Here is a 24,569-nt window from a genome sequence, read left to right as displayed (position 1 = left end):
GCTTGATTGTCTTGTTCTAAACCTCTTTTAGTAGCAAGAATGTTTTCATTGATAGCATTTGAGATTTGTCCAAATTCATCATTGCTTTTTACTTCTATAGTAGAAACATTTTTTGTTTTATGGTTGATAAAATCAAAGAATGAAGTTAAACCTGTTTGGATAGCTGCAAGTGGGGAGAGGTATTTTGATACGATGAAATAAAGGAGAATTACACTAAATACTACTACAATAATGACAACAATGGCTTGAATAAATGCAGCTTTATGAATAGGTTTATTTATAATATCAGCGCTTTCGGTAATACAAGCTGTATAAGCAAAGACTTTAGTACAAGTTCCAAGTCTTTCTTTGCCGTCTAATCCATAAGTAAAAAAGTTATAGTCTCCATGTGTTTTATATGCATTTAGAACAGGAGAATGATCAATGGATGGATTTAATAATTCTTTATTGGTTGCTGCAAATATTTTATTTTTTTGATCAAATAAAAAAGTATTTCCAGGAGTTTTTGCAACTAAATTTTGCAAATCTTCTGATGGTATATCGACACCCAGTACTCCTATGATTTTGCCATCTTTATAAATAGCTTTAGAATACGTTATTACATATTGTTTTAAATTTGTATCTAAATATGCTGGTGTAACAAAAATATCATTTGTTTTTAAAGCTTCTTGATACCAATCTTTTGTCTTTATATCTAAATCATCACGTAATTCAGGCATTTTTGCATCATTAGATTTTTGACTAAGTAAAACTTTTCCATTGTTTAAACCTAAATAAACATTTAGTGCATTTATACTATGACGATAATATTTCAATATTGGACCAACATTGTTAATAATATTTTCTTCAGTGATTAAAGATTGATAAGGTAAGTTCGCGATATCTTTTTCTAAAGCTCTAGTAAAAGATTGATTTGTGGAACGGAAATCTTCAACGGTAGACTGTGTGACTTTAAGTAGATCAGTTTGATTTTTAAGAGCGCTTTCATGTAGTGAGGTTTTTGTAAAATAAAAACTTACAATACCTAGAACAATTAAGGCAAAAATTGCAATTAAATTTGCAATGAGAGAAAGTTTGATTTTAATACTATTCATTATTTTCCTTTTAATTTTTGTTATTTTTAGTATAAAACTAATAATTTGGCTATTATTTTATCACAAAAAAAATAAAATAAATTTTTATTTTTATCTTAAATAAGGAGTAAATATGGCTTATACTATAAAAGAAGTAGAAAAAGAAACAAAAATTAGTGCTCATACTTTAAGATTTTGGGCTAAAAAAGGTTTGTTTCCTTTTGTTCAAAAAGATGAAAATAGTGTGAAATATTTTTCAAAAAGCGATATAGAATGGGCAAAATGGATAGAATGGCTTAGAATTTCAGGTATGCCAATAGAACAAGTCAAACATTATATAAAACTTTGCTCTTTGGGTATAAAAACTGCCAAAGAGAGACAAGAGATGTTAAAGCAAACAAAGAAAAAATTACAAAACCAGATTAAAACATTAAAAGAAAGTGAAAAAGTTTTAAGCAAAAAGATAAAAATTTATGAAGAAATGCTTGCAAATGAAGTCGATGGGTTTAATCCAGAAAGCAAGGACTATCAACCTTGTGATAAATTGCATAAGTTTAAGGGTTGATTTTATATTAAGGCCAAATTTGGGTAATAATATTTTCATTTTTTTAATAGCATTTTTAAGTTCTAAATTTTTGATATTTTCAAAAAGATCTAAATGCAGTTTTAAAAGCTCATTATTAATCCCATAATACGCCCAAGTTCCTTGACGCCTTACATACAAAAAACCTGCATCTTTTAAAATTTTTAAATGTCTTGAAAGTCTTGATTGACCCATGTTTAAAAGTTCTTGTAAATCACAAACACAAAGTTCTTTGTATTTTAAAAGATGATACAAAATCAAAATCCTACTTTCATCATTGATTGCTGAAATAATGGTTAAAAATTTTTGCATTTTATTTCCTTAAATTAAATTAATAAAAATTCCAAAAGATATAGCCACGCCTAAAATAATCATAACCAATAAAAATAAAAATTTTATTTTAAACATTTGTTTGAGTAAAATAAGCTATAGTGATTATGCTAGTGCTATGATAGACATAGTGCTTAATTCTTGCGATAAAAATACACACATTGGAGTAATAAGCCTATAAATAAAAGATGCCTTATGCTTTTAAGGCATCTTTTATTTCTTTTAAATGCTTATTTTGAAGTTTTAGATTTTTCTAAAGATTTTATTTAATATAGATAAATATTTTTATTTTAGGTTATTGACTTAGACCTACTCTCATCTTTTATACTTTTAAAAATATTAATTGAAAGGATAAAATGAAAAATTTAAATAAAGCTTCAAATGCTCAAATTATTCTAGTATTTTGTTTAGGGGTATTTGGGATTTTGAGCACAGAACTAGGGATGATGGGTATAATTCCTATTGTTTCTCAAAATTTCAGTGTAAGTATTTCAGATGCGGGTTGGTGTGTGAGTATTTTTGCACTCGTGATAACTTTTTGCGCCCCTATTGTCCCGCTACTTTGTGCAAATTTCAATCCTAAAAAACTTATGCTTATTTGTTTAGCTGTGTTTATCTTAAGCTCGTTAACTTCCGCTTTTGTGGGTGAATTTTGGCAATTGCTTATTTTAAGAGCTATTCCTGCTTTTTTTCATCCTATTTATATAGCTCTTGCTCTAAGTATGGTTACAAATTTGGTCGAAGATAAGAAAGAAATTCCAAAAGCTACAGCTAAGATTTTTGCAGCAGTTAGTGCTGGAATGGTTTTGGGTGTACCTATGACTAGTTATTTTGGTGGAAATTTTAGTTTTAAAATGGCAATGTTATTTTTTGTATTTTTAAATACCTTATCTTTTATAGCAACTTTATTTTTTGTTCCTGATTTTAAAAAAGTAAATTCTGTAAAAATAAGCAAACAATTGCTTATTTTAAGATACCCGCTTTTATGGATTAGCATACTTTGTGTTATTTGTATAAATGCTGGAATTTGGGGTTTTTACTCTTATTTTTCTGATTTCTTACATAGTGTAGGAAAGATGAATTTTACTTTAATTAGTATTGTATTGGCTATTTATGGTTTTTCAAATATTATAGGCAATTATATAGCCGGAAAGACCCTTGTTAAAAACGCAAATTTTACTTTGATTTTAACACCTTTAATTATGATAGGATTTTATATTTTACTTTTTAGTTTTTATAGTGAAATTATACTTATAATATTTGCCTTTATATTAGGAATTTTAGCAGGTGTGATGAATAACGGCACGCATTTTATGATAAGTTATCCCTTTCCAAAGGCTGCTAATTTTAGCAATGGACTTTTTATAAGCGTGGCCAATATAGGATTAAGCACCGGAACTGCTATTTGTGGACTTGTGATTTCTTTGAGTGATACGCGTTATATTATCGTAAATACTATTGTTTTGTTGATTTTAGGAATTATCATGATTTTTGTAAGAAGTAGGATAGAAAAAATGAAATTAAGATTTTAAATTTTTACTTGACTTAGAGTAGCTCTCATGTTTTATAATACTAAAAAAGGAGGTAAAATGCAAGAATTAGAAAAAGCAGGAATTCATGGAAGTTTTAAAGGCGATAGTAAATTTTTTAGCAAAAATGTAAAAGTTTCTATGATGTTTAAATCAAATGAGTGGAGAAATTTTAGTGGGGCTTTGGTTGAATTTGAAGCCAGTGCTAGAAGTGCATGGCATACTCATCCTCAAGGACAAACCTTAATCGTAACAGAGGGCGAAATCATCACAAAAGTTCCAGGACAAAAAGCCTTTATAGCTAAAAAAGGCGATGTGATAAGCTGTCCTATAGGAGTAAAGCATTTTCATGGTGCAACTAATACAAGTAGAGGAGCACACATAGCACTTACAGGCGAAAAAGAAGGTAAAAATGTAGAATGGCTTGAGCTTGTAAGCGATGAAGAATATGAAAATGCCTTAAAAGAAGCAAGAGAGTAAAGAAATTTGTAAATAAAACACAAAAATTTTATAAAAACTTTTATGTTTTTGGAGTATTTTAAATGCTCTTTTTTCACAAATTTTAAAAACCACAAAGGATAAAACCATGCAATTAAGACAAAAAGCAAGAGAAATTTTTGAAAAACTCTTAGGAGGAGCAAAAAAGGATCAACTTTTTGCAAGTGATAAAGAGTATTTTATCAATCATATAAATTTTACTTTTGATGAGAGCTTTATAAAAGCAAATTTGGATACACAAAAATATTTTTTAATCACTCTTGCTTCTACTTTAGCAGTAGGTGGAAAAATAGGGTTTAAAGCTTTACTTCAAGGTGCAATCAAGAACGATATAAGTCCTATTGTCATTAAAGAAGTGATTTATCAAGCTACCCCTTATGTGGGTTTTGCTAGAGTATGTGATTTTTTAAGCCTTTGCAATAAAGTGTTTAAAAAACTAAATATCGCCTTAGTTTTAACTCCACAAGGTACTACTACGCAAGAAAATCGCAAAATAAAAGGTAGGGAAATACAAAATGCTATTTTTAGTGAAGCCAATATCACTAAAATGATAGAAACTACACCAGAAGATAAAGCTTTTATAAATGATTTTTTGAGTGCGAATTGTTTTGGAGACTACTATACACGCATGGGACTTGATCTAAAAACTAGAGAGCTTTTAACCCTTGTATATCTTATCTCACTTGGTGGGCTAGACAATCAAGTAAAAGCTCACATACAAGGCAATCTTAACATGGGGCAAAGTAGAAAAGATTTGCTAAATATCATTGCAGCTCTTATTCCATATATCGGTTATCCAAAAGCTTTAAATGCCCTAAATTTGCTTGATGATATTAAAAAGTAGAATGCAAGCAATGAATATTTATTGTAAATTGAGCTTAGAAGTTATTTGTAAATTAGTTTTTATCAAAAAACTCGCAATCATTTTAGTATGCTTTTAAGCTCATTTAAATATTTTTGTTGTGTTTTTAGATTTTCTTCTAAAGAATTTAAAATCTCTTCGCTAGTTCTTAGGATTTTTTCTTCTTTTACATTTGGATTTTTAGCACTTAGATCATAGTTTCTTTCTTCAAGCTCTTTTTTGCTAACAAGCCAAGAATTAGCAGTGATTTTTCTTTCTTTGTAGCATTTTAGAAATTCTTTAAAATGTGCGTATTCTAAAGGCTTATTTTTAGTAAGTTTATAAGGCGGTATAAGTTCGTAGTAATAAACTTCATCGCCTTCACAAATACATTTTTTACCTTTAGAGAAAAAAAGCACATTAGTCTTAACAGCACTATAAGGCAAAAATACCCCACTTGGCAAACTCAAAACGCATTCTAAATTAAAATCATCTAGTAAATCTTTTTTTACACTCATAAAGGCATTTGAATTTTGAAAAAGCACACCTTCAGGCACGATGATCGCACATCTTCCGTTGTTTTTTAAAGATTTTAAAATGTGTTGTAAAAACAAAAGTTCAGTAGCGTTTGATTTTATAGGAAAATTTTCTTGAATTTGTTCTTTTTCTTTACCTCCAAAAGGTGGATTTGCAAGTATTACTTCGTATTTATCTTTTTCTGTTATATCTGTAATTTTTTTACTTAAAGTGTTTGTTTTTATGATATTTGGACTTGAAATTTCATGTAATATCATATTCATAACGCCCATTGCATAGCTAAGCGGAGTTTTTTCTTTGCCAAAAAGAGCATCATTTTTTAAAAATTCAAGCTCTTCTACGCTTAAATTTGCTTTTTCGCCTTTGGTTCTGTCTTTATATAAAATATGTAAAAAACTCTCAACTAAAAATCCACAACTACCACAAGAAGGATCATAAATTCTTTCTTTTGGTTTAGGATCTATTACTTCCACCATAGTCTTTATCAAAGGACGAGGGGTGTAAAATTCTCCACTATTTCCACCATCGCTACCCATATCTTTTAAAAGTTTTTCATAAACTTCACCTAAGGCAAATACTTCATCTTCTTTATTAAAACTAATCTCATCAATGATATTTATCACTTCTCTTAAAGTATGTCCATTTGCTATGCGATTGTCTATAAATTCAAAAATTCCACCGATTTTATACTCTATACTTTTAAAATCATCATTATTTTTAAAATTTTTAAGATAAGGAAAAAGCTCTTTATTTACGAATTCAAGCAAATCCGATCCACTTAAAGCATTTTTTACATCAAGTTTGCCATCTTTTTTAGGCGCTGCCCAAACACTCCAGCTAAATTTTTCTTGCAAAATGCTTTTATAATCTTTGCCATCTAAAAACGCTAAATCTTTTAAATTTGTCTCATAATCATCTAAAAATTTTAAAAAAAGTATCCAGCCAATCTGCTCTGTATAGTGCATAGCACCACTTATGCCATCATCTCTTCTTAGAATATCTGTGATTTTATCGATTTTGTTTTGCATTTTCTCCCTTTAAAGCTTTTAAAATAGTTTTGTCAAAGTCTAGTTTTATTTTTTATTTTTGTTTTTGAATTACCGAGATTTCCTCGGTAGTTGCGATTTATATTTTTAAACTGCAATATGTTAAAAAAATCAAAAATTTTTAACATATCAAGCCAATGTGTTAAAATTTGGCAAATTTTTTAACATTATAATTCTCCCTTAAAAGCTTTATTAAGCAAGGATTGCTTAAGCTCTTCATAATCTTTTAGTTCTTTGGTATAAAGCTCTTTTAAAGCCTTTGCCTTTTCAAAGATAAAATCTAAATGTTTTGTGATTGTTTCTTGCTTTTTGAGTGAGGGTAGGGGGATTTGTAAATTTTTTATATAGGTTTGACTTATGTTAGGTTGAGCTCCGCCGAAAGAATCTTTGATGATTTTATCTCTTAGAAAAAATAGAAAATAAAAAAGAAAATTTTTTAAGGATTTAATATTTTATCATTATTATATAAAAAAAGTAAAAATGGATTAAAAATTAAAAATCTTGCAAACAAAAATATATTCCATATGGTTTTTAAAATTTGTCTTCCCACTATTAAAAGCTTTGTATGGGATCTTATAGGAAATAGGTTTACCAAAAGATTCTAAAATTGCTTGAATAGTTTCTAGGCTTATTTTTGTATTACTTCTTACATTTGCACTATTTGTATTGTTGTAAGTTACTACAAAAAATCTTGCGATCTTGCTTAAATCCTCACATAGCTCACGAAATACAGATTCTGCCCCTACTTTACAATATTCACTCATATTTTCAGGTTCTCTTTTTAGGGTTATGCCATAAAGTTTCGGTTTGTCATTGAGCGTAATGGTTTCTAGCAAATGATAAAATCTGCTATATTGCCTTGAGTTGTAAGGTGGATCAATGAAAGCTACATCTATTTTTCTTTTTTCTTTGATAAAATCTTTAACAAGCTTATTTGAATCTTCTTTAAAAATTTCTACTTTAGATTTTGTAGTAATTGGTCGGATAAGCTCAAAAATAAATTTATCTTTTAATGCTATATTTTTACGATAGGCATCATAATGTCCCACTGTGTTTGCTACTTTATCAAGACTATATAAAAGGCTTGAAAGTAAAATATAATACTCTTTTGTGTTTATTTTTTTACTCTCTTTTAAATTTTCTATTTCTTCTCGTATTGTGCCTATTTTTATGGAATCTTTTAAGCTAAAAAACTTATCTCCAAAATTTAAAGAATAATAATTTTGCTCTTTAGAATCTATTGCGTTAAAAGCATTAACTAGCTTTTCCAATGTGTCTTTACTAAAAGCTTCTTGCTTAAAAAATCCTTGATAAATTACATAGTTTGAATGTAAAAAATCATTAATTATAAAATGATTGAAATATGGATTTTTTAAAAAATATTCACCCACAACTCCAGTACCACCAAAGACATCAAAAAAGCTTAAATCATTATATTTTGTGTAATCAAAGCCTTGCTTCAAAGTGTAATCTATAGAGTCTAAAAGCTTGGTTTTGGCGCCTGTATAACGACGCGATGAAATGTTAAACATTAATTAAACCTTTTATAAAAGGAGCTATTTCATTGTTATACCATTTGCTTCCCCAAGTATTTTTACTACCCAAAAGACTATAAAAATACTCTAATAACTTATCATAAGTGTGGTTTGTTTCTAAAATTATTTTTAAATCATCTACGCTTAAAGGTAGAATTTTCATTCCATAAATAAAGCTTGTATTATTTTCATAATAACATGTAAGCCTACTTCTAAAATCATTTAATACATTTTTATCTAAATATGGAGCAATAAAAATACCATAGCTTTGGGCTTGCACTTTGGTTTCCAAGCTTAGTAATAAATTCCCTAGATGCCTTGAAACACTCTCCATTTCTGCTCTTCTTTGATTTGTTTTTTCTGTTAAAGTTACTTCTATCATTAAAGAATGGTCTTTGTAATGATATATAAAATCTGCATTACCACCTACCGCATGACTTTTTGGCAACATTTCAGAATCTAGACTTAATCCAGCTTCTAAGATTCTATTCTTATTAAAATTATCGATATAGCACCAAGCAATCGCAATAATATATTCAAAAATAGTAGGTATAGTGGCTTCTGTAGTTACCAAATTAAAGATTTTTTCATCATTTTTTCTGTCATTAAAAAGGGGTAATATCTCACAAATTTTATCCTTTGAGAATCTCTCTTTTAGCAAAATATCTAATTTTTGATTATCTAAATTTGTTTTATAATTGCTTAAATCTTGCAGGGTTATAATATCAAATTCTTTTAGTAAAAGCTTCATTTCATTATCATTAAAATAATTGCTTAGCATATCTTTTGAAATAGTATTTTGTGCTATTGTGTTTAAAATGACTTCGCTTTTAGAATGCTTTAAAATAATCTTAAAAATAATGCTAACACTTACACAATCATCACTAAAATCAAAAATGCCTGTGAGTCTTAAATGTCTCTTATTTAAATCTAAATAATCATCTAAGTTCGATTGTATTTTGCTTGTGGCAATAAATCTAAAAAACCTCTTGCCAAAGTCTAAAATATCACCTTCACAAAAATGTGATAATTGCTCGATTTTGTCATCTATTTTTATTTTATAACAGATATAGCCTAAATAAAGTTCTTTAAAGCGTTTATATTTTGTATCTTTTGATTTTAAAAAGTTACTTAAAATAGCCTTGTCTTTTCTTTGTCTAAAATCTAAAAAGACCTTAAGTGCTTCGACAATATTCTTTGCGCTTTGATCCCCCTTTGCTGTTATGAAATATTTTATATCTATAACATCTTCTTGCAAATCTTTTAAAAAAGCCTCTAAATCATCTTTAAATTTTTGATTATTATCTAAAATTTCATTAATCATATTTCCATTTTTGGCACACTCACAAAAAGATTCTATATTTTTAAAATTATCAATAAGTGGTAGTAAATAAAAAATATCTCTGCTTAATGAGCCATTAAAATAACGAAAAACTTTTATATATTTTAAAAATAAGTCTTTTACATTATCTTTTTGAAACAAGAAACTAGATTTAAGAAAAAATAGTGAGATTAAATCAATTTGTAGAAAATCGTTTATTTCTTTGTAGCTTTGATTTTCTATTAAGCTTAAAAGTTCATATCCTTGTTCTGTAATTAGCTTTTCTTTTCTTTTGATAAGTCCATAATTTTCAAGTGGAGCTGATTTAACCCTAGCGTCTTTTGTGCCAAGATGTGTAGTTTTATTTTTTGATTTTAAAAGATTATGTTGTTCTAAAAGTTCTAAATAACGAATCTGCAACTCCGAATCATTACTCCAAACATCATTTTTAGAAGCATTTTTAAAAAGATCATCAAATAAGATAAGTTGTGTTTCAAAATTATAAAGCAAATTTTTTACTCTATTGCTTGTATTGCCAAAATAACTATATTTTATATCCATTTTTTAACTCAATAATTTGTAATTAACACTTCTTTAGATTCTGTTCTCTTGGTTTGATAGTTGCAGTTTTTATAATGAAAGTCCAAATTATGCACTTTTAGATGCGGATTAGAATCTAGCCATTTTTGAAGCAGTGTATGATCTACTCCCTTATGAAAAAGCACATTAGAGAATGCAAATTTGATATTTTTAGAATCTAGTTTTTGCATAAAATCATATAACATAAGTTCTATACTCTCACTCCATAATCCATTTTCATTATAACTTGCACAACTTAACAAATAAGGTGGATCAATATATACAAAATCATCACACTTAATGTTTGAAATATCAAAATCAACAAAATCCAAAGAGCTAAATTCTATATTTTTATTTTGCAATGCATTTATAAATTTTTTTAATTTTTCTTGCATATTTTTATTAAAATCCCTTTTACCACAAGGAAGATTGAAATCCCCTTTAGAATTAAATCGCATTTGATTATTAAAGCTAAAAATAAGCAATACAAAAAGTTCGAGCTGATTTTTATTTTTATTATAAGATTCTTTTAGCTTGGCAAATCCAGCTTTATTATAGCTTGATAGCCCATTGGCGCTATTGCAATTATAATATTTATAGCCTAGAATATCACTCTTTGAGAGATTGAATTTATCTATAATAAAAAAAATAGAATCTAAAAGATTCTCATAGTTTTGTTTTTGAAAGAGTCTAAAAATATCAATAAGTTCGCTTTGTTTGTCATTGAGAATAATTTTTTTAGCATTGATATTAATTCCAACACTCCCACCACCACAAAAAAGGTCGATAATTGTATTTATAGTTTTGGGAAACAGTGGTAAAATGCTTCGTAATAGTTTAAATTTTGAGCCGGTATAGTTAAATGGAGGATTTATAAAATCCATTTTATATACATGACACTCAAACGAACCTTTCACATAAGTCAAATACTACCCTTTTTTAGTTTTTGTTATTATATAGCACAAATGTTGATAGTCGTATTAAAGACTTATTTTTTATCACTTTTTCTATATTTTATCTTGACTTATAGCTACTCTAATGTTTTATAATTATAAAAAACCAAAAAAGGAGCAAAAATGCAATACAAAATTTTAGAAAACAATCGCATTGCAAGTAAAGGCTATGCAATGCTTAGCAAGGATGCGAAATTCACACCCTTTGAATTTAGCCGCCATGCTATTGGCGATAATGATATTTTGATTAAAATCCTATATGCAGGCATTTGTCATAGCGATATTCACACCGCAAGAAGCGAGTGGGGAGAAGCTACTTATCCTTGCGTGCCTGGGCATGAGATAGCAGGAGAAGTTATCGCTGTGGGTAAAAATGTGAGTAAATTTAAAGTAGGAGATTACGCAGGGGTTGGTTGTATGGTAAATTCATGCGGTGAGTGCGATGCTTGCAAACGCTCACAAGAGCAGTTTTGCGAAAATGGCAAAACCATCTTTACTTACAATAGTTGTGATGTATTTCATGGCAATGAAAACACTTATGGGGGCTACTCAAACAACATAGTTGTAAGTGAAAAATTTGCCGTTTGTGTGCCAAAAGATGCACCGATGGAAAAAGTCGCGCCTTTGCTTTGTGCAGGAATTACCACTTATTCTCCGCTTAAATTTTCAAATATCAAAGAAGGCTCAAGCGTAGCAGTAGCGGGATTTGGCGGACTTGGTATGATGGCGGTTAAATATGCTGTTAAAATGGGTGCAAAGGTTAGCGTTTTTGCTAGAAATGAAAACAAAAAAGCCGATGCTTTGGCTATGGGCGTGAGTTCTTTTTATACAAGCACAGATAAAAATGCTGTAAAAGAACGCTTTGATCTTATCATCTCTACCATCCCAACTCCTTATGATCCTAGTGCTTATATGGATTTGCTTAAATTTGGCGGTGAAATGGCGATAGTGGGTTTGCCACCTCACGAAGTTGCTCCAAGTATCAGCGTGATAACCTTTGTACATAAAGCGGGTAAAAAAGTCTATGGTTCGCTAATCGGCGGGATCGCAGAAACTCAAGAAATGCTTGATTTTTCTTTAAAACATGAAATTTATCCAGAAACTGAACTCATCACTTCAAAAGATATCGACAAAGCTTATGAAAATCTAACCTCAGGAAAGGCTAAATTTCGCTATGTCATTGATATGAGAGATGAGTAAATTCAAGACTCTTTAAGAGTCTTGAAATTATACCAAGAAATGAAAAGCAAAATCGCACTAGCGCCCAACATAAAAAAGCCAAAAAAGGCGTTAAAATAACTTACAATCAAAGCCACCATAAAAAATTTATATACAAATAAAAACTCGTTCCAAGAACTAATTTTAACCATTGTTTTAAAATGAAAATAGCCTAAAATAAAAGCAAGAGTGGTAAAAAATGCACAAAAATAAAATGCTAATTTTCCTTTTGTTTGTGAAAATAAAAAATTATTATATTCTATATAACATTGATAAAAACCAAAACTTGCTAAAACACAAAATAAAAATCCTAAAAAAATTAAAGCAAAGCTTATGCTTTTAAGCTTGAAAGAAAGCAAAATAATATTTAAAAAATAGAGTAAAATTCCACAAATCATACTTATAAAAATCAATGTCAAAATAATAATATTTCTTTCTTCTATAAAATAATCAAAAAATAAATAAAAGCATAAAGCAATACTTAAAGCAAATGCAAAAATGGCTAAAAATGCTAAAATTTTTATAGTTTTTATCATTTATTTTCCTTGTAATTTTTTATTTTCTTCTTCCCAATCGCACATTGCTTGTAAGATAGGAATTAAACTTTGTCCACGTTTGGATAAGCTATATTCTACCTTGGGTGGAATTTGAGCGTATTCTTTTCTGATAATCAAACCATCGTTTTCTAGTTCTCTTAAGGTATTGGTTAAAGTTTTAAAAGATATGGAGCTTAAAAAGCGTTTGAGTTCATTATAACGTACGATTTCATAGCGAAATAAGCAGTATAAAATACTCATTTATATTTTCCATTAATTAATGCTAGAGTATAGTTAAATCCACATTCTTCGAAATTGCACGGAGAATTCTCTTTAGTCATTTAACATTCCTTTAGTATAGTATATTACTTTATTTTCTGTATTGAAAATGATATTATGCTAAGTTATAATTGTATCATAAATTTAAAAAAGGATAAAAATGAAAAATATACTCTTACTTAATGGCGCTAAAGAATTTGGAAATTCAAAAGGACAACTTAATTTGACATTGCATAATCATGCTTTGGAAATTTTAAAAACATTAGGATACGAAGTAGATCAAACTCACATAGATCAAGGATATGATCCTAAAGAAGAGATACAAAAATTTATAAAAGCTGATGCTGTGATCTATCAAATGCCAGCTTGGTGGATGGGCGAGCCTTGGATAGTTAAAAAATATATCGATGAAGTGTTTGGTTTGGGTGCTGGAGTGCTTTTTAAAAATGATGGAAGAACTCATGAAAATCCTAGTAAAAACTACGGAAAAGGTGGTTTAGATCATGGTAAAAAATACATGTTTTCTCTCACTTGGAATGCACCTCTTGAAGCCTTTAATGATAAAAATGAATTTTTTGAAGGAAAGGGTGTAGATATGGTGTATTGGCATTTGCATAAGGCTCATGAATTTATAGGTATGAAAGCTTTACCAACTTTTATGTGTAATGATGTGGTAAAAAATCCTCAAGTGGAAAAATATCTAAACGAGTATGAACTACACTTGAAAAAAATTTTTTAAAAAATTTGACTTAAAAATTTCAAGGTGTAACATTGACTCGAACAAAGTATTTGTATATCTTGCTTGTTATTGCTATGTTTTTATGGGGCTCATCTTGGCCAACATCTAAGATTTTAGTAAATTATACGGATACTTCTATTATTACCTTTTGGCGTTTTTTCTTTGTTGTATTGGGTTCATTTTTTGTTTTAAACTTCTTAAAAATTCCTCTTAAAATCGAAAAAACTGCCTTAAAATGGGTATTGATAGCAGGAGTTTTAAATGGGCTTTATGCCTTTGTATTTTTTATCGCTATAAAGCATGGCTTGCCAGGCAAAGGAGGGGTTTTAGTAACCACTATGATTCCTATATTTTCTTATTTGATATTTATGTTAGCAATATTTTTTCAAAAAAATAAAAAATCAACTCACAAGATCACAAAGAGTGAAATTCTAGGCTTATTTTTAGGTTTGATTTCAGGGCTTTGTTTGCTAAATTTAGGCTCTATGGAAGAGCTTTTGGGTAAGTTTAATGCTTTGTTTTTAAGCTGTGCTTTTATATGGGCTTTGATGGCTGTTTTTACTCATAAAGCAAAAGGGACTCATCCTTTGGCGATTAATTTTTATATCAACCTTATGTCGTTATTGATGTTTTCATGGGTGTTGTTTGATCTTAAAAGTTATGAGATCTTTCAATTTGATTTTAAATTTTGGATCAATCTTTTTGTGGTGGCTTTTTTATCTACGGTGGTAGGTACGAGTATATATTATTATGGAATTCACATTTTAGGAAGCGTAAAAGCAAATTCTTTTGTTTTAATCACTCCTGCTAGTGCTTTAATTTGCAGTTATTTTATACTAGACGAGGTGCCAAATGCACTTACCTTGTTAGGTTGTGCCTTGGCTATAGGTGCTATATATTTTATCAATATTTATGGTAAAAAAGCTTAGATTAAATTTTCAAAATCAAGATTGATTTTTTGATCCATAGCTTTAAATTTCATTTCTCTTTGTTTATAAAGTTCTAAGGCTTCTTGCATGCTAATGCTTTGAAATTTAAAGCTAGAACCTAATTTAGCTTGTGCGAGTAAGCTTAGATCATTTTCTATAACCGTGGCTATTTTTGTATAGCCTCCTGTGCTTTGTCTTCCTGCCATTAAAATGATAGGAATACCACTTTTTGGCACTTGTATACTTCCAAAAACCGCAGGATCTGAGATGATATCTGCTGAGTTTTTATGCTCTATACTTTCACTAGATTCTGCATAAATTGCCATTCTATCGCTTTTTAAACCTACTTTATAAGTAGTATTTAAAAAGGTTTCTATGCCTTTTTGGGTAAAAGCATCTTCATTTGTTCCTAAAATAACGCGTATAATAGGCTCTTTAGGGCTTTTAAAAAGAGGGTTTTCACATTCTCTAGCTTCTAAATTAAAAGGTATAAAAGTATTATGAGTATTTAAAATATCATCTTTTTGCAAAGCTCTTCCTTCAAAAACTCCAGCTCCCATTTTAGCATCACTGGATTTAGAGTTTAAAAAACTTTTTACTTCAAAGCCACCCGCTACGCATAAATACCCACGAAAACCTATTTTTGCTAAATCAAGTTCTAAAATATCGCCTTTATTTGCTTGATATACTTTGCAAGTTTTGATTTTTTGATTATCAAGCTTTGCCTCAAATTCAGCTCCACTTAAAACAAAATAATTCTCATCTAAAAATTCGTATTTTCCACCCTTTAAACAAAGCTCAATTCCTGCTTCATCTTGTTTGTTTCCAAGCAAGATATTTGCCATTCTTAAAGCATCTTCATCCATAGCTCCACTTCTTGCTATGCCAAATTTAGCAAATTTTTTTCTACCAAAGTCTTGCAAACTTGAATTTATAGACGCTTCAATGATTTTTATACTCATAAATTTCCTTTTGATAGACTTTTTTAGCAACTTGCTCTTGGATATCGAAAAATTCATCTTTTGAAATGGCTTTAAATTTTAAAAACATACCCGCTTTTAAAAGAGTGGGATTTTTTTCATCTTCTTTATCAAAAAATTCCAAAGGTGTTCTAGCAATGATTTGCCAACCCCCTGGGCTTGATATAGGATAAACTCCTGTTTGCTTATCAGCTATGCCTACACTTCCAGCTTCTATTTTTGCTCTAGGGCTTGAAAGGCGTGGGGTAAAAAGTCTTTCATCTAAACCTCCAAGATAAGGAAAACCTGCCATAAAACCTAGCATAAAAACAAGATAATAAGGTTTAGTGTGAAGAGATATAAGCTCTTCTTTTGAAATTTGATTGTGTTTGCACACAAATTCTAAATCCAGCCCAAATTCTTCATCATAACAAAGTGGAACTTCTATACAAAGACTTGAGTTTTGCTCCGTAAGTTTGATATCCTTTTTAATTTTTTCCAAAAAATCAAGCAAAGAATTTAAAGAAAGCACGCAAGGATTAAAGTATATCAACAAACTTGCATAAGTACTTACCAACTCATCAATACCATAAATTTCACCTTCTTTTAGGGCTTTTTGTATCCTTTGTTCTGTGCTTAAAACATAGGCATTGATTTGAGGTGAAATTTCTTGCTCAAAACGCAAAAGCAAAGCTTTACTTCCACTAAAATGCACACTAAACATTGCTAAAACTTATATAAAATTTTCCAAAGCACAAATTTGAATTTGCTCTTTTTTTAAATTTTCTTTGATTTTTTTAACAAATTCTAAAGCTTTTGCATTATCCCCATGAACACAAATACTATCGGCTTTTAAATCAATTTCTTTGCCATTTATGCTTGTAACTTTGCTTTCTTTTATCATTTTTATCACGCGTTTGATAGCTAAATTTTCATCGTGTATTAACGCCCCTTCTAATTTTCTTGAAATTAAAGTGCCATCATCATTATAGGCACGATCCGCAAAAACTTCATTAGCATATCTTAAACCCTTTTTCTTAGCTGCTTCATTCATAGCAGAATTACTAAGCCCTAGAAAAATAATATTTTCATCAAAACTCGCCACTGCCTCACAAAGTGCTAAGGCTAAATTTTCATCAATAGCTGCCATATTATAAAGCGCCCCATGGGCTTTAAAATGCTGTATTTTCATACCTTTTGCCTTAGCAAAGCCAAATAAAGCTCCTAGTTGATACAAGGCATAGTTTTTAGCCTCTTCAAAGCTTATTTGCATATTGCGTCTTCCAAAACCCAAAAGATCAGGATAAGATGGATGTGCTCCTATGCAAACACCATTTTGCTTGGCTAAATTTAAGGTTTCATCCATCACACAAGGATCACCCGCATGAAAGCCACAAGCGATATTTACTGAACTTACAAATTTTAAAATTTCTTCATCCATTCCCATTTTATAGGCGCCAAAACTTTCCCCTAAATCACTATTTAAATCCACTTTGAACATTATTTGACCTTGTATATTTAATTATTGATTTTATTATATCTAAAGAAGAATTTTAAATAAACTAAAAGTTTTGAAAAATAAATAAAAAAGTTACAATAAGTAAAAAATGATATTTTAAGCAGGTTAAAACCTGCTTAATTTTTAGTCTTTTCTTGTTTTTGCATCAATTACAAATAAAGGTTTATTAAGAAGTTTAAAATCAGCAATGAAATTTAAAGTCTTATCACTTGTTACCCATTTGATAAATTTACTAGCTTCTGTATAATTTACATTTTTACAATGCTTAGGATTTGTCGCTATAACAGAATAAAAATTTTTAAGACTATCATCGCCTTCATTTACAATGACTAAGTTTGGTTTGCCTTTTTCATTGGCTTCATATTTGATATAAGTACCACGATCGGTTAAAATCACACCTTTTTTTTCTTCAGCGATTTTAATGCTTGCTAACATACCTTGTCCGCTTTGTTGATACCAGCTTTGCTTTTCAGGAACACCGCCAAGATTTTTCCAAAGGCTTTTTTCTTTATTGTCAGTGCCTGATTTATCGCCTCTTGAGATGAAAGTAAGCTTTTCATTTTTGATAAGTTCTAAGCTTTCTTTTAAATTTTTACCTTTAAATTTAGAAGCTAAAGATTTATCTGCGATGATGATAAAATCATTATACATCACAGGAGTTCTATCTACACCAAAGCCTTTTTTCATAAATTCTTTTTCAGCCTTTGGAGAATGCACAAAAAGCACATCAGCATTGCAATCTTCACCCATTTTTAAAGCCGCACCTGTTCCTACGGCAACCCATTTTAAGGTATTGCCACTTTCTTTTTCATAAAGAGGTTTTAGAGCATCTAAAAGTCCTGTATTGTCAGTGCTTGTTGTAGTTGCCATTTTAAGTTCTGCTGCACTTGCACTTAAAGCTAAAGCAAGGGCTAAAGAAATGATTTTTTTCATTTTTTTTCCTTATAAATTTACATAAAAAAATATTTTAGCATAATTATGCTAAAATTACTTATTTTAAAAAGGATATTTTTGGATTATATTTTTGATGGTTTTAAACAGGCTTTATTTTTACTTTTCAATGCTGATGAAAGCGTAATTTCAGCTATAAAAACTACACTTTTAAGCTCAAGTATTTCTATAGTTTTAGCTTTGCTTATAGGTTTTCCTTTGGGATTTATCTTAGGTTTTTTTGATTTTAAATTCAAATGCTTTATAAAACTTATCATAGATACTAGCCTTTCTTTTCCAACAGTTGCAGTAGGACTTATACTTTATGCACTGATTTCAAGTCGAGGACCTTTGGGAGAATTTGGACTGCTTTTTACTATAAAGGCTTTAATTTTAGGGCAGTTTATCTTAGCGCTTCCTATAGTGATCGCACTTTTTTCAAATTTGATAGAAAATATGAATAAAAAACATTTTTTACTTATAAAATCTTTTCACCTAAGTCCTTTAAAACTTGTTTTAACGATGATTTATGAATTACGCTTTGCTTTGATTAGCGTCATTGCACTAGCTTATGGACGCATTGTAGCAGAAGTAGGAGTAGCGATGATAGTAGGTGGAAATATCAAATACGACACTAGAACCATAACCACAGCTATTTCTCTTGAAACAAACAAAGGCGAATTTGCTAGCGGTATAGCTTTGGCTTTGGTTTTAATTCTCATTGCCTTTTGTTTAAATTTCATCACGCACAAACTCAAAAGAACATAAAATGATAGAAATTTCTAATCTTTTTTTCAACTATCAAAACAAAGAAGTTTTAAAAATCAAAAATTTAAAACTTGATACAAGTAAAATTAGCATCTTAATGGGAGCGAATGGAAGTGGAAAATCTACATTTTTAAGAATATTAAAATTTTTAGAAGGAGATTTTTCAAAAAATATTTCTTATTTTGGAAATTTTAAACCTAATAATAAACAAAAGCGTGAAATTTATTTGCTTTTTCCAGAGCCTATTTTGTTAAATCGTAGTGTAAGGGCAAATTTTTTATTTACCTTAAAAACTTATGGGATTAAAGAAGATATTGAAGAACGCATAAAAGAAAGTTTGATGTTTTTAAATTTAGATGAAAGTCTTTTAAGTAAACATCCTAATGAACTTTCATCAGGACAAAGTCAAAAAATAGCTTTTGCTATAGCTTTAAGCGTAAGAGCGAAGTATTATTTACTTGATGAACCAAGTGCTTTTTTGGATAAAAATACTACACTTTTATTTAAAAAAGCTATTCTTAAAATGCATGAAAATTTCAATACAGGTTTTTTAATCGCAAGTCATGATAAACATTTTTTAGATTCTTTGGCGCAAAAAAAACTTTATTTGCACAGTGGAGAAATTTTAGAATTTGAAAATACTAATGTTTTTGAACTAGAAAATCAAGGTGTGAAATTTTGTAATTTTATAGATTTTAGTAATTGTAAAAAATATAAAGATTTTAAAAAACCTCCAAGTAAAATTGCTATTGATCCTTATAAAATTTCTTTTTTTAATTCTAAAAATATTCCAAAAAATAATTATGATTTTATTTTAGAAAAATGTTATATTATAGCACTTAGAAGTAGGAAAAGTGATGTTTTTATAAGGGTAAGTTGTATGGATAAAATTTTAGAATTTGCCTTGGAAAAACAAGAATTTTTAAGATTCGATTTAAAATTATACGAAGAACTCAGTCTTTATTTTTATGAAGATGCAATATGTTTCTTAAATTAACATACATTATAAAATTTAAATAAAATATTACAAATATTCCCATTTTTTATAAAATTTATCTTAATTATTTTTTAAATTTGTATTTCATACAAATAAACTCTTATATAATGTTTAAAAATAACCATATAAGGAGTTTTTATGCTTAATCAAAATAATCAAGAGCTTTTTAAGCCAAGTAAAGAATTTTCTCGTAATGCTCGTATAAAAAATTTATGTGAATACTATGATTTATGCGATGAAGCCAAGGAAGATTTTGAAGGTTTTTGGAAAAGACAAGCATTTGAGAAGATTGAGTGGTTTTCGCCTTTTTCAAGAGTGCTAAATGAGGATAAAGCTCCATTTTATAAATGGTTTGAAGGTGGAACTTTAAATGTAAGTTATCAATGTCTTGATCGTCATATGAAAACAAGACGCAATAAAGCTGCTTTGATTTTTGAAGGTGAAATGGGGGATTATGAAGTTTATACTTATAGAAGATTATTGCATGAAACTTGCAAGGCGGCTAATTTGCTTAAAAAATTCGGAGTAAAAAAAGGCGATAGGGTTGTAATTTATATGCCTATGATTCCAGAAACAGCTATAGTAATGTTAGCTTGTGCAAGGATTGGGGCTATTCATAGTGTAGTATTTGGAGGGTTTTCTCCTGAAGCCTTAAGAGATAGAATTATAGATGCAGGAGCTAAACTTGTAGTAACGGCTGATGGTGCTTTTCGTCGTGGCAAACCTTATATGTTAAAACCTGCAGTAGATAAGGCTTTAAGTGAAGGGTGTGAAAGTGTAGAAAAAGTACTTATAGTTATACGCAATAATGAGCCTATAGAATATATTAAAGGAAGGGACTATGTTTATAACGAACTTGTGAAAAATGAGTCTTATAAGTGTGAACCCGAAATTATGGATAGTGAGGATTTGTTGTTTTTACTTTACACTTCAGGATCAACGGGTAAGCCAAAAGGAGTTATGCATGCAAGTGCAGGATATATACTTTGGGCACAAATGACTATGGAATGGGTTTTTGATATTAAAGATTATGATAATTATTGGTGTAGTGCTGATGTGGGTTGGATTACAGGACATACTTATGTAGTTTATGGGCCTTTAGCATGTGGAGCAACGACTATAATGCATGAAGGAACTCCTACTTATCCAAATTCTGGGCGTTGGTGGAGAATGATAGAAGAGTATCAAATAAGCAAATTCTACACTTCGCCAACTGCCATAAGAATGCTTCATGCTGATGCACCTAATGAGCCAAGAAAATATGATTTAAGTACGCTTGAAGTGCTTGGAACGGTTGGAGAGCCTATCAATCCTAGTGCTTGGAAGTGGTTTTATGATGAAATAGGGGGAACTAAAAGTCCTATAGTCGATACTTGGTGGCAAACAGAAACAGGTGGGCATATGATCACGCCTTTACCAGGCGCCACTCCTTTAAAACCAGGTTGTGCCACCTTGCCTTTGCCAGGGATTTTTGCAGAAGTTATTGATGAAGAAGGTAATAAAAAAGATGAAGGTGAAGATGGGTTGCTTTGTATAACTAAACCTTGGCCTTCGATGATTCGTGGAATTTGGGGCAATGATGAACGCTATATAGAAAGTTATTTTTCTCAAGCTAAAAAAGATGGAAAAGCTGTATATTTTAGTGGCGATGGTGCTTTTTATGATAAAAATGGTTATATTACCATCACAGGAAGAACAGATGATGTGGTCAATGTTGCAGGACATCGTATAGGAACGGCTGAAATTGAAAGCGCTATTGCTAAACATCCAAGTGTAGCAGAATCAGCTGTAGTGAGTATTTTGGATACGATTAAGGGCGAGTCATTGTTTGCTTTTGTAGTTTTAAGTCCTGCATCCAGTTGTGATCTTGGCGGAGCTATAGAAACTTTAAAAGAACTTAATGACATTTTAAGAGTAGAAATAGGACCTATAGCTAAAATAGAAAAAATTCTTTATACTCCAGGTTTGCCAAAAACTAGAAGTGGTAAAATAATGAGAAGAATTTTAAGAACTATAGCAAGAGGCGAAGAAATCAAACAGGATATTTCAACACTTGAAGATTCTAAAGTAGTAGAAACCATTGTTAAATTAGCTAAGGCAGAGTTTGAATAACAAGGTAAAAAGAACTTTGCCTAGTTGCATGAAAATTCATAAAAATAAGCTATAATGATAAAAAAATAAAAGGAAATTTTTATGCTTCAAACTTGTATTTTCCCTGCGGCAGGTTATGGGACGAGATTTTTACCTGCAACAAAAACTTTACCTAAAGAGATGTTACCTATCTTAACCAAGCCTTTGATCCATTATGGAGTTGATGAAGCTTTAGAAGCAGGAATGGAAAATATGGGATTTGTCACAGGGCGTGGAAAAAGAGCTTTGGAGGATTATTTTGATATTTCTTATGAACTTGAACATCAAATTTCAGGTACAAAAAAAGAATACTTACTTGATGAAATTCGTTCTTTAATCAATCGTTGTACCTTTACTTTTACAAGACAAAATCAAATGAAAGGCTTAGGTGATGCGGTTTTAAAAGGTAGACCTTTGGTTGGCGATGAAGCTTTTGGCGTAATTTTGGCTGATGATTTGTGTGTTAATGAAGAAGGCTTAAATGTTATGGCTCAAATGGTAAAAATTTATGAAAAATATCGCTGCACCATCATAGCTGTGATGGAAGTACCAAAAGAACAAGTTTCAAACTATGGAGTAATTTCTGGAAATTTTGTAGAAGATAATCTTATCATGGTTAATTCTATGATAGAAAAACCAAGTCCTGATGAAGCTCCAAGTAATCTTGCTATCATAGGAAGATATATTTTAACTCCTGATATTTTTGGAATTTTAGAAAATACTCAAGCAGGAAAAAATAGCGAAATTCAACTTACCGATGCGCTTTTAACTCAAGCAACCAATGGTATGGTTTTAGCTTATAAATTTCAAGGGAAACGTTTTGATTGTGGAAGTGTAGAAGGCTTTGTAGAGGCGACAAATTATTTTTATGAGAAAAGTAAATGTTAAACAATACGCTTTTTTTTAAACAAAGTGAAATTCACACTATAAGTTCTTATGCAAATCGTATTAATGATGAGGTAAAAAGTGGAGATATAGGGTATTATCATCTTATTGACACAAGTTTAAATTTAATCGATGAGAGCTTGCAATTTATTCAAGATAAAGAGTATGTAAAAAATATCGTTTTAGTGGGAATGGGAGGTTCAAGTTGTGGTGTAAAAGCCTTGCGTGATATGCTTTTTAATGAAAAAAGCAACCAAAGAGAGCTTTTTATACTCGATAACACAAGCTCGCATTCTTTTAATAAGACTTTAGAAAAAATCAAGCTTGAAGAAAGTTTGTTTTTAATCATCAGTAAAACAGGTAGCACTATAGAAGTTGTATCGCTTTTTAAACTTCTTATTGAGTATTTTAAACTTGATATGCAAGAATTAAAAAAATACTTTGTTTTTATTACCGATAAGGATTCAAAACTTCATCAAGAAGGTGAAAATTTAGGTATTAAATGCTTTTTTATCCCTGCAAATGTAGGAGGTCGTTTTAGCATACTTTCAGCCGTAGGTATAGTTCCGCTTTGTTTTTGTGGCTATAATGCCAAAGCTCTTTTAGAAGGAGCTAAAGCTTGTTTTGAAGATTTTTTTACTCACAAAAAAGATGAAATTTTACAAAAAGCTTATCATTATTGCACGCATAAAAATGCCAATATCAATGTACTTTTTTCATATAGCGATGCTTTTAAAGGCTTTAATGAATGGTATATCCAGCTTATTGCTGAAAGTTTAGGTAAAAAGCAAGGCTATAAACGCATAGGTTTAACTCCTATTGCACTCATTGGCGCAAGAGATCAGCATAGTTTTTTACAGCTCATTATGGATGGACCTAAAAATAAAACTGTAACTTTTTTAAAAATCAAAGACGCTCAAAAAGCGCCTATTATCCCTGATATTCATTTTAAATTTTTAGATTCTTTAAGCAATAAAGTCAATCTTCACGAACTTTTAAACGCTCAATGTGATGCAACTATGCACGCTTTAATCGCCGAAAATTTGAGTGTTGATGTGATAGAACTTGAAAAACTTGACGCTTGGCATGCGGGATATTTGATGTATTATTATGAACTTTTTACTTCAACTTGCGGTGTTATGCTAGGGATTAACACTTATGATCAACCTGGTGTGGAAGTTGGAAAGTTGATCTTAAAAAATATATTAAATTCTTAATCAAAATTCATTAAAAAAGAGTATAATGATTTTAAATTAAAATTATAATAAAAATTTTTAATTAATAATAATTATTATTTAAGAATTTTATGTTATAATTTTAAAAATCAAAAAAAGGAGTCAATCATGTCAGTTACGAAACAATTATTACAAATGCAAGCAGATGCTCATCATCTATGGGTTAAATTTCATAATTATCACTGGAATGTAAAAGGTTTGCAATTTTTTTCTATACACGAATACACAGAAAAAGCTTATGAAGAAATGGCAGAACTTTTTGATAGTTGTGCTGAAAGAGTTTTACAACTTGGCGAAAAAGCTATCACTTGCCAAAAAGTTTTAATGGAAAATGCAAAAAGTCCAAAAGTTGCAAAAGATTGCTTTACTCCACTTGAAGTCATAGAACTGATCAAACAAGATTATGAATATCTTTTAGCAGAATTTAAAAAACTCAATGAAGCAGCAGAAAAAGAAAGTGATACCACAACAGCTGCTTTTGCGCAAGAAAATATCGCAAAATATGAAAAAAGTCTTTGGATGATAGGCGCTACTTTGCAAGGTGCTTGCAAAATGTAATTTAAGGGGCTTTATGCCCCAATTATACAAACTAGGTTATAATATCCTTTTTTAAAGGATAA

23 protein-coding genes and 5 pseudogenes are annotated in these 24,569 nt (G+C 29.8%); 14 read left to right on the top strand and 14 right to left on the bottom strand.

Translation table 11 applies throughout. The annotated features are described in order from the left end of the window. Positions 1-1,127: cache domain-containing protein (locus tag BGS40_RS06890; RefSeq protein WP_180753107.1), on the bottom strand; the 1,127-nt coding region annotated here is incomplete at its 3' end. Positions 1,128-1,206: 79 nt separating this feature from the next. Here BGS40_RS06890 and BGS40_RS06885 point away from each other — a divergent pair. Beyond that, positions 1,207-1,638 carry a MerR family transcriptional regulator gene (locus BGS40_RS06885; RefSeq protein ID WP_052805853.1) on the top strand — a complete coding sequence of 144 codons (432 nt, stop codon included), beginning with the start codon at positions 1,207-1,209 and terminating at the stop codon, positions 1,636-1,638. A gap of 45 nt (positions 1,639-1,683) precedes the next feature. Here BGS40_RS06885 and BGS40_RS06880 read toward each other — a convergent pair. Continuing rightward, positions 1,684-1,968, bottom strand: a pseudogene (locus BGS40_RS06880) (ArsR/SmtB family transcription factor); the annotation flags it as partial. Between the two features lie 9 nt (positions 1,969-1,977). After that, a pseudogene (locus BGS40_RS10010) lies at positions 1,978-2,082 on the bottom strand (permease); the annotation flags it as partial. Here BGS40_RS10010 and BGS40_RS06875 point away from each other — a divergent pair. The 4 genes and pseudogenes from BGS40_RS06875 to BGS40_RS06860 form a co-directional block, all read left to right on the top strand. Beyond that, positions 2,072-2,167 (top strand): annotated as a pseudogene (locus BGS40_RS06875) (NAD(P)-dependent oxidoreductase); the annotation flags it as partial. The pseudogenes BGS40_RS10010 and BGS40_RS06875 overlap by 11 nt on opposite strands. Positions 2,168-2,342: 175 nt before the next feature. Next, a complete protein-coding gene (locus BGS40_RS06870) occupies positions 2,343-3,518 on the top strand; it encodes an MFS transporter (RefSeq protein ID WP_002855517.1) in 1,176 nt (391 codons plus the stop codon). A 57-nt stretch (positions 3,519-3,575) separates the two neighbouring features. After that, positions 3,576-3,995 (top strand): cupin domain-containing protein, encoded by a 420-nt coding sequence (locus BGS40_RS06865; RefSeq protein ID WP_087693466.1) that lies wholly within the window; start codon positions 3,576-3,578, stop codon positions 3,993-3,995. A gap of 106 nt (positions 3,996-4,101) precedes the next feature. Further along, a complete protein-coding gene (locus BGS40_RS06860) occupies positions 4,102-4,857 on the top strand; it encodes a carboxymuconolactone decarboxylase family protein (protein WP_096738541.1) in 756 nt (251 codons plus the stop codon). A 77-nt stretch (positions 4,858-4,934) separates the two neighbouring features. Here the strand turns inward: BGS40_RS06860 and BGS40_RS06855 are convergent, their stop codons facing one another. The 5 genes and pseudogenes from BGS40_RS06855 to BGS40_RS06835 form a co-directional block, all read right to left on the bottom strand. Continuing rightward, entirely contained in the window at positions 4,935-6,419 is a 1,485-nt protein-coding gene (locus tag BGS40_RS06855; RefSeq protein ID WP_096738540.1) for a type I restriction-modification system subunit M, read from the bottom strand. 185 nt (positions 6,420-6,604) lie between these two features. Beyond that, positions 6,605-6,871 (bottom strand): annotated as a pseudogene (locus BGS40_RS09470) (restriction endonuclease subunit S); the annotation flags it as partial. Positions 6,872-6,922: 51 nt separating this feature from the next. Next, positions 6,923-7,969 carry a DNA adenine methylase gene (locus BGS40_RS06845; protein WP_002781063.1) on the bottom strand — a complete coding sequence of 349 codons (1,047 nt, stop codon included), beginning with the start codon at positions 7,967-7,969 and terminating at the stop codon, positions 6,923-6,925. Continuing rightward, positions 7,962-9,854 carry an AlwI family type II restriction endonuclease gene (locus BGS40_RS06840; RefSeq protein WP_002781062.1) on the bottom strand — a complete coding sequence of 631 codons (1,893 nt, stop codon included), beginning with the start codon at positions 9,852-9,854 and terminating at the stop codon, positions 7,962-7,964. Before BGS40_RS06840 ends, BGS40_RS06845 begins: the two co-directional genes overlap by 8 nt. 8 nt (positions 9,855-9,862) lie before the next feature. After that, positions 9,863-10,789 (bottom strand): DNA adenine methylase, encoded by a 927-nt coding sequence (locus tag BGS40_RS06835; RefSeq protein ID WP_257841722.1) that lies wholly within the window; start codon positions 10,787-10,789, stop codon positions 9,863-9,865. 159 nt (positions 10,790-10,948) lie between these two features. On the opposite strand from BGS40_RS06835, the gene BGS40_RS06830 reads away from it, so the two are divergent. Beyond that, entirely contained in the window at positions 10,949-12,025 is a 1,077-nt protein-coding gene (locus BGS40_RS06830; RefSeq protein ID WP_071616356.1) for an NAD(P)-dependent alcohol dehydrogenase, read from the top strand. A gap of 2 nt (positions 12,026-12,027) precedes the next feature. On the opposite strand, the gene BGS40_RS06825 is transcribed toward BGS40_RS06830, so the two are convergent. Both BGS40_RS06825 and rrpA read right to left on the bottom strand, forming a co-directional pair. Next, entirely contained in the window at positions 12,028-12,579 is a 552-nt protein-coding gene (locus BGS40_RS06825; protein ID WP_096738538.1) for a hypothetical protein, read from the bottom strand. Further along, positions 12,580-12,920: pseudogene (gene rrpA / locus BGS40_RS06820) on the bottom strand (MarR family transcription factor RrpA). 98 nt (positions 12,921-13,018) lie between these two features. Between rrpA and BGS40_RS06815 the strand changes: the two are divergent. Then, the gene (locus tag BGS40_RS06815; protein WP_002851227.1) at positions 13,019-13,597 is read left to right on the top strand and encodes an NAD(P)H-dependent oxidoreductase; all 579 of its coding nucleotides are present in this window, start codon (positions 13,019-13,021) and stop codon (positions 13,595-13,597) included. Between the two features lie 32 nt (positions 13,598-13,629). Next, positions 13,630-14,526, top strand: a complete 897-nt coding sequence (locus BGS40_RS06810; RefSeq protein ID WP_096738537.1) for a DMT family transporter — start codon at positions 13,630-13,632, stop codon at positions 14,524-14,526. Here BGS40_RS06810 and BGS40_RS06805 read toward each other — a convergent pair. The 4 genes from BGS40_RS06805 to tupA form a co-directional block, all read right to left on the bottom strand. Next, the gene (locus BGS40_RS06805; protein ID WP_002858255.1) at positions 14,523-15,488 is read right to left on the bottom strand and encodes a biotin-dependent carboxyltransferase family protein; all 966 of its coding nucleotides are present in this window, start codon (positions 15,486-15,488) and stop codon (positions 14,523-14,525) included. The two genes, BGS40_RS06810 and BGS40_RS06805, sit on opposite strands and share 4 nt — an antisense overlap. Next, entirely contained in the window at positions 15,469-16,209 is a 741-nt protein-coding gene (pxpB, locus tag BGS40_RS06800) for a 5-oxoprolinase subunit PxpB (protein ID WP_002867874.1), read from the bottom strand. Before pxpB ends, BGS40_RS06805 begins: the two co-directional genes overlap by 20 nt. Before the next feature lie 9 nt (positions 16,210-16,218). Continuing rightward, positions 16,219-16,986 (bottom strand): LamB/YcsF family protein, encoded by a 768-nt coding sequence (locus BGS40_RS06795; RefSeq protein ID WP_096738536.1) that lies wholly within the window; start codon positions 16,984-16,986, stop codon positions 16,219-16,221. Between the two features lie 141 nt (positions 16,987-17,127). After that, positions 17,128-17,937, bottom strand: coding sequence for a tungstate ABC transporter substrate-binding protein TupA (tupA, locus tag BGS40_RS06790; protein WP_002851335.1), 810 nt, complete (start codon positions 17,935-17,937; stop codon positions 17,128-17,130). Positions 17,938-18,015: 78 nt separating this feature from the next. Between tupA and tupB the strand changes: the two genes are divergently transcribed. The 6 genes from tupB to BGS40_RS06760 all read left to right on the top strand — a co-directional run bounded on the left by tupB (position 18,016) and on the right by BGS40_RS06760 (position 24,507). Continuing rightward, a complete protein-coding gene (gene tupB, locus BGS40_RS06785; protein WP_002935655.1) occupies positions 18,016-18,702 on the top strand; it encodes a tungstate ABC transporter permease TupB in 687 nt (228 codons plus the stop codon). A 1-nt stretch (position 18,703) separates the two neighbouring features. After that, complete coding sequence (gene tupC, locus BGS40_RS06780; protein WP_002855825.1) at positions 18,704-19,699, top strand: tungstate ABC transporter ATP-binding protein TupC; 996 nt, start codon at positions 18,704-18,706, stop codon at positions 19,697-19,699. A gap of 138 nt (positions 19,700-19,837) precedes the next feature. After that, a complete protein-coding gene (gene acs, locus BGS40_RS06775) occupies positions 19,838-21,811 on the top strand; it encodes an acetate--CoA ligase (RefSeq protein ID WP_002851288.1) in 1,974 nt (657 codons plus the stop codon). Between the two features lie 81 nt (positions 21,812-21,892). Beyond that, positions 21,893-22,717 (top strand): UTP--glucose-1-phosphate uridylyltransferase GalU, encoded by an 825-nt coding sequence (gene galU / locus BGS40_RS06770; RefSeq protein ID WP_002825937.1) that lies wholly within the window; start codon positions 21,893-21,895, stop codon positions 22,715-22,717. Continuing rightward, complete coding sequence (locus tag BGS40_RS06765) at positions 22,711-23,931, top strand: glucose-6-phosphate isomerase (protein WP_052794956.1); 1,221 nt, start codon at positions 22,711-22,713, stop codon at positions 23,929-23,931. The genes galU and BGS40_RS06765 overlap by 7 nt, the downstream gene beginning before the upstream one ends. A 126-nt stretch (positions 23,932-24,057) precedes the next feature. Continuing rightward, positions 24,058-24,507 carry a Dps family protein gene (locus BGS40_RS06760; protein WP_002851546.1) on the top strand — a complete coding sequence of 150 codons (450 nt, stop codon included), beginning with the start codon at positions 24,058-24,060 and terminating at the stop codon, positions 24,505-24,507. The last annotated feature ends 62 nt before the right edge of the window (positions 24,508-24,569 follow it).

The organism is Campylobacter sp. 107, from assembly GCF_002383835.1.
Taxonomy (GTDB): Bacteria; Campylobacterota; Campylobacteria; order Campylobacterales; family Campylobacteraceae; genus Campylobacter_D; species Campylobacter_D jejuni.
This window is presented reverse-complemented; position numbering and strand designations above follow the sequence as displayed.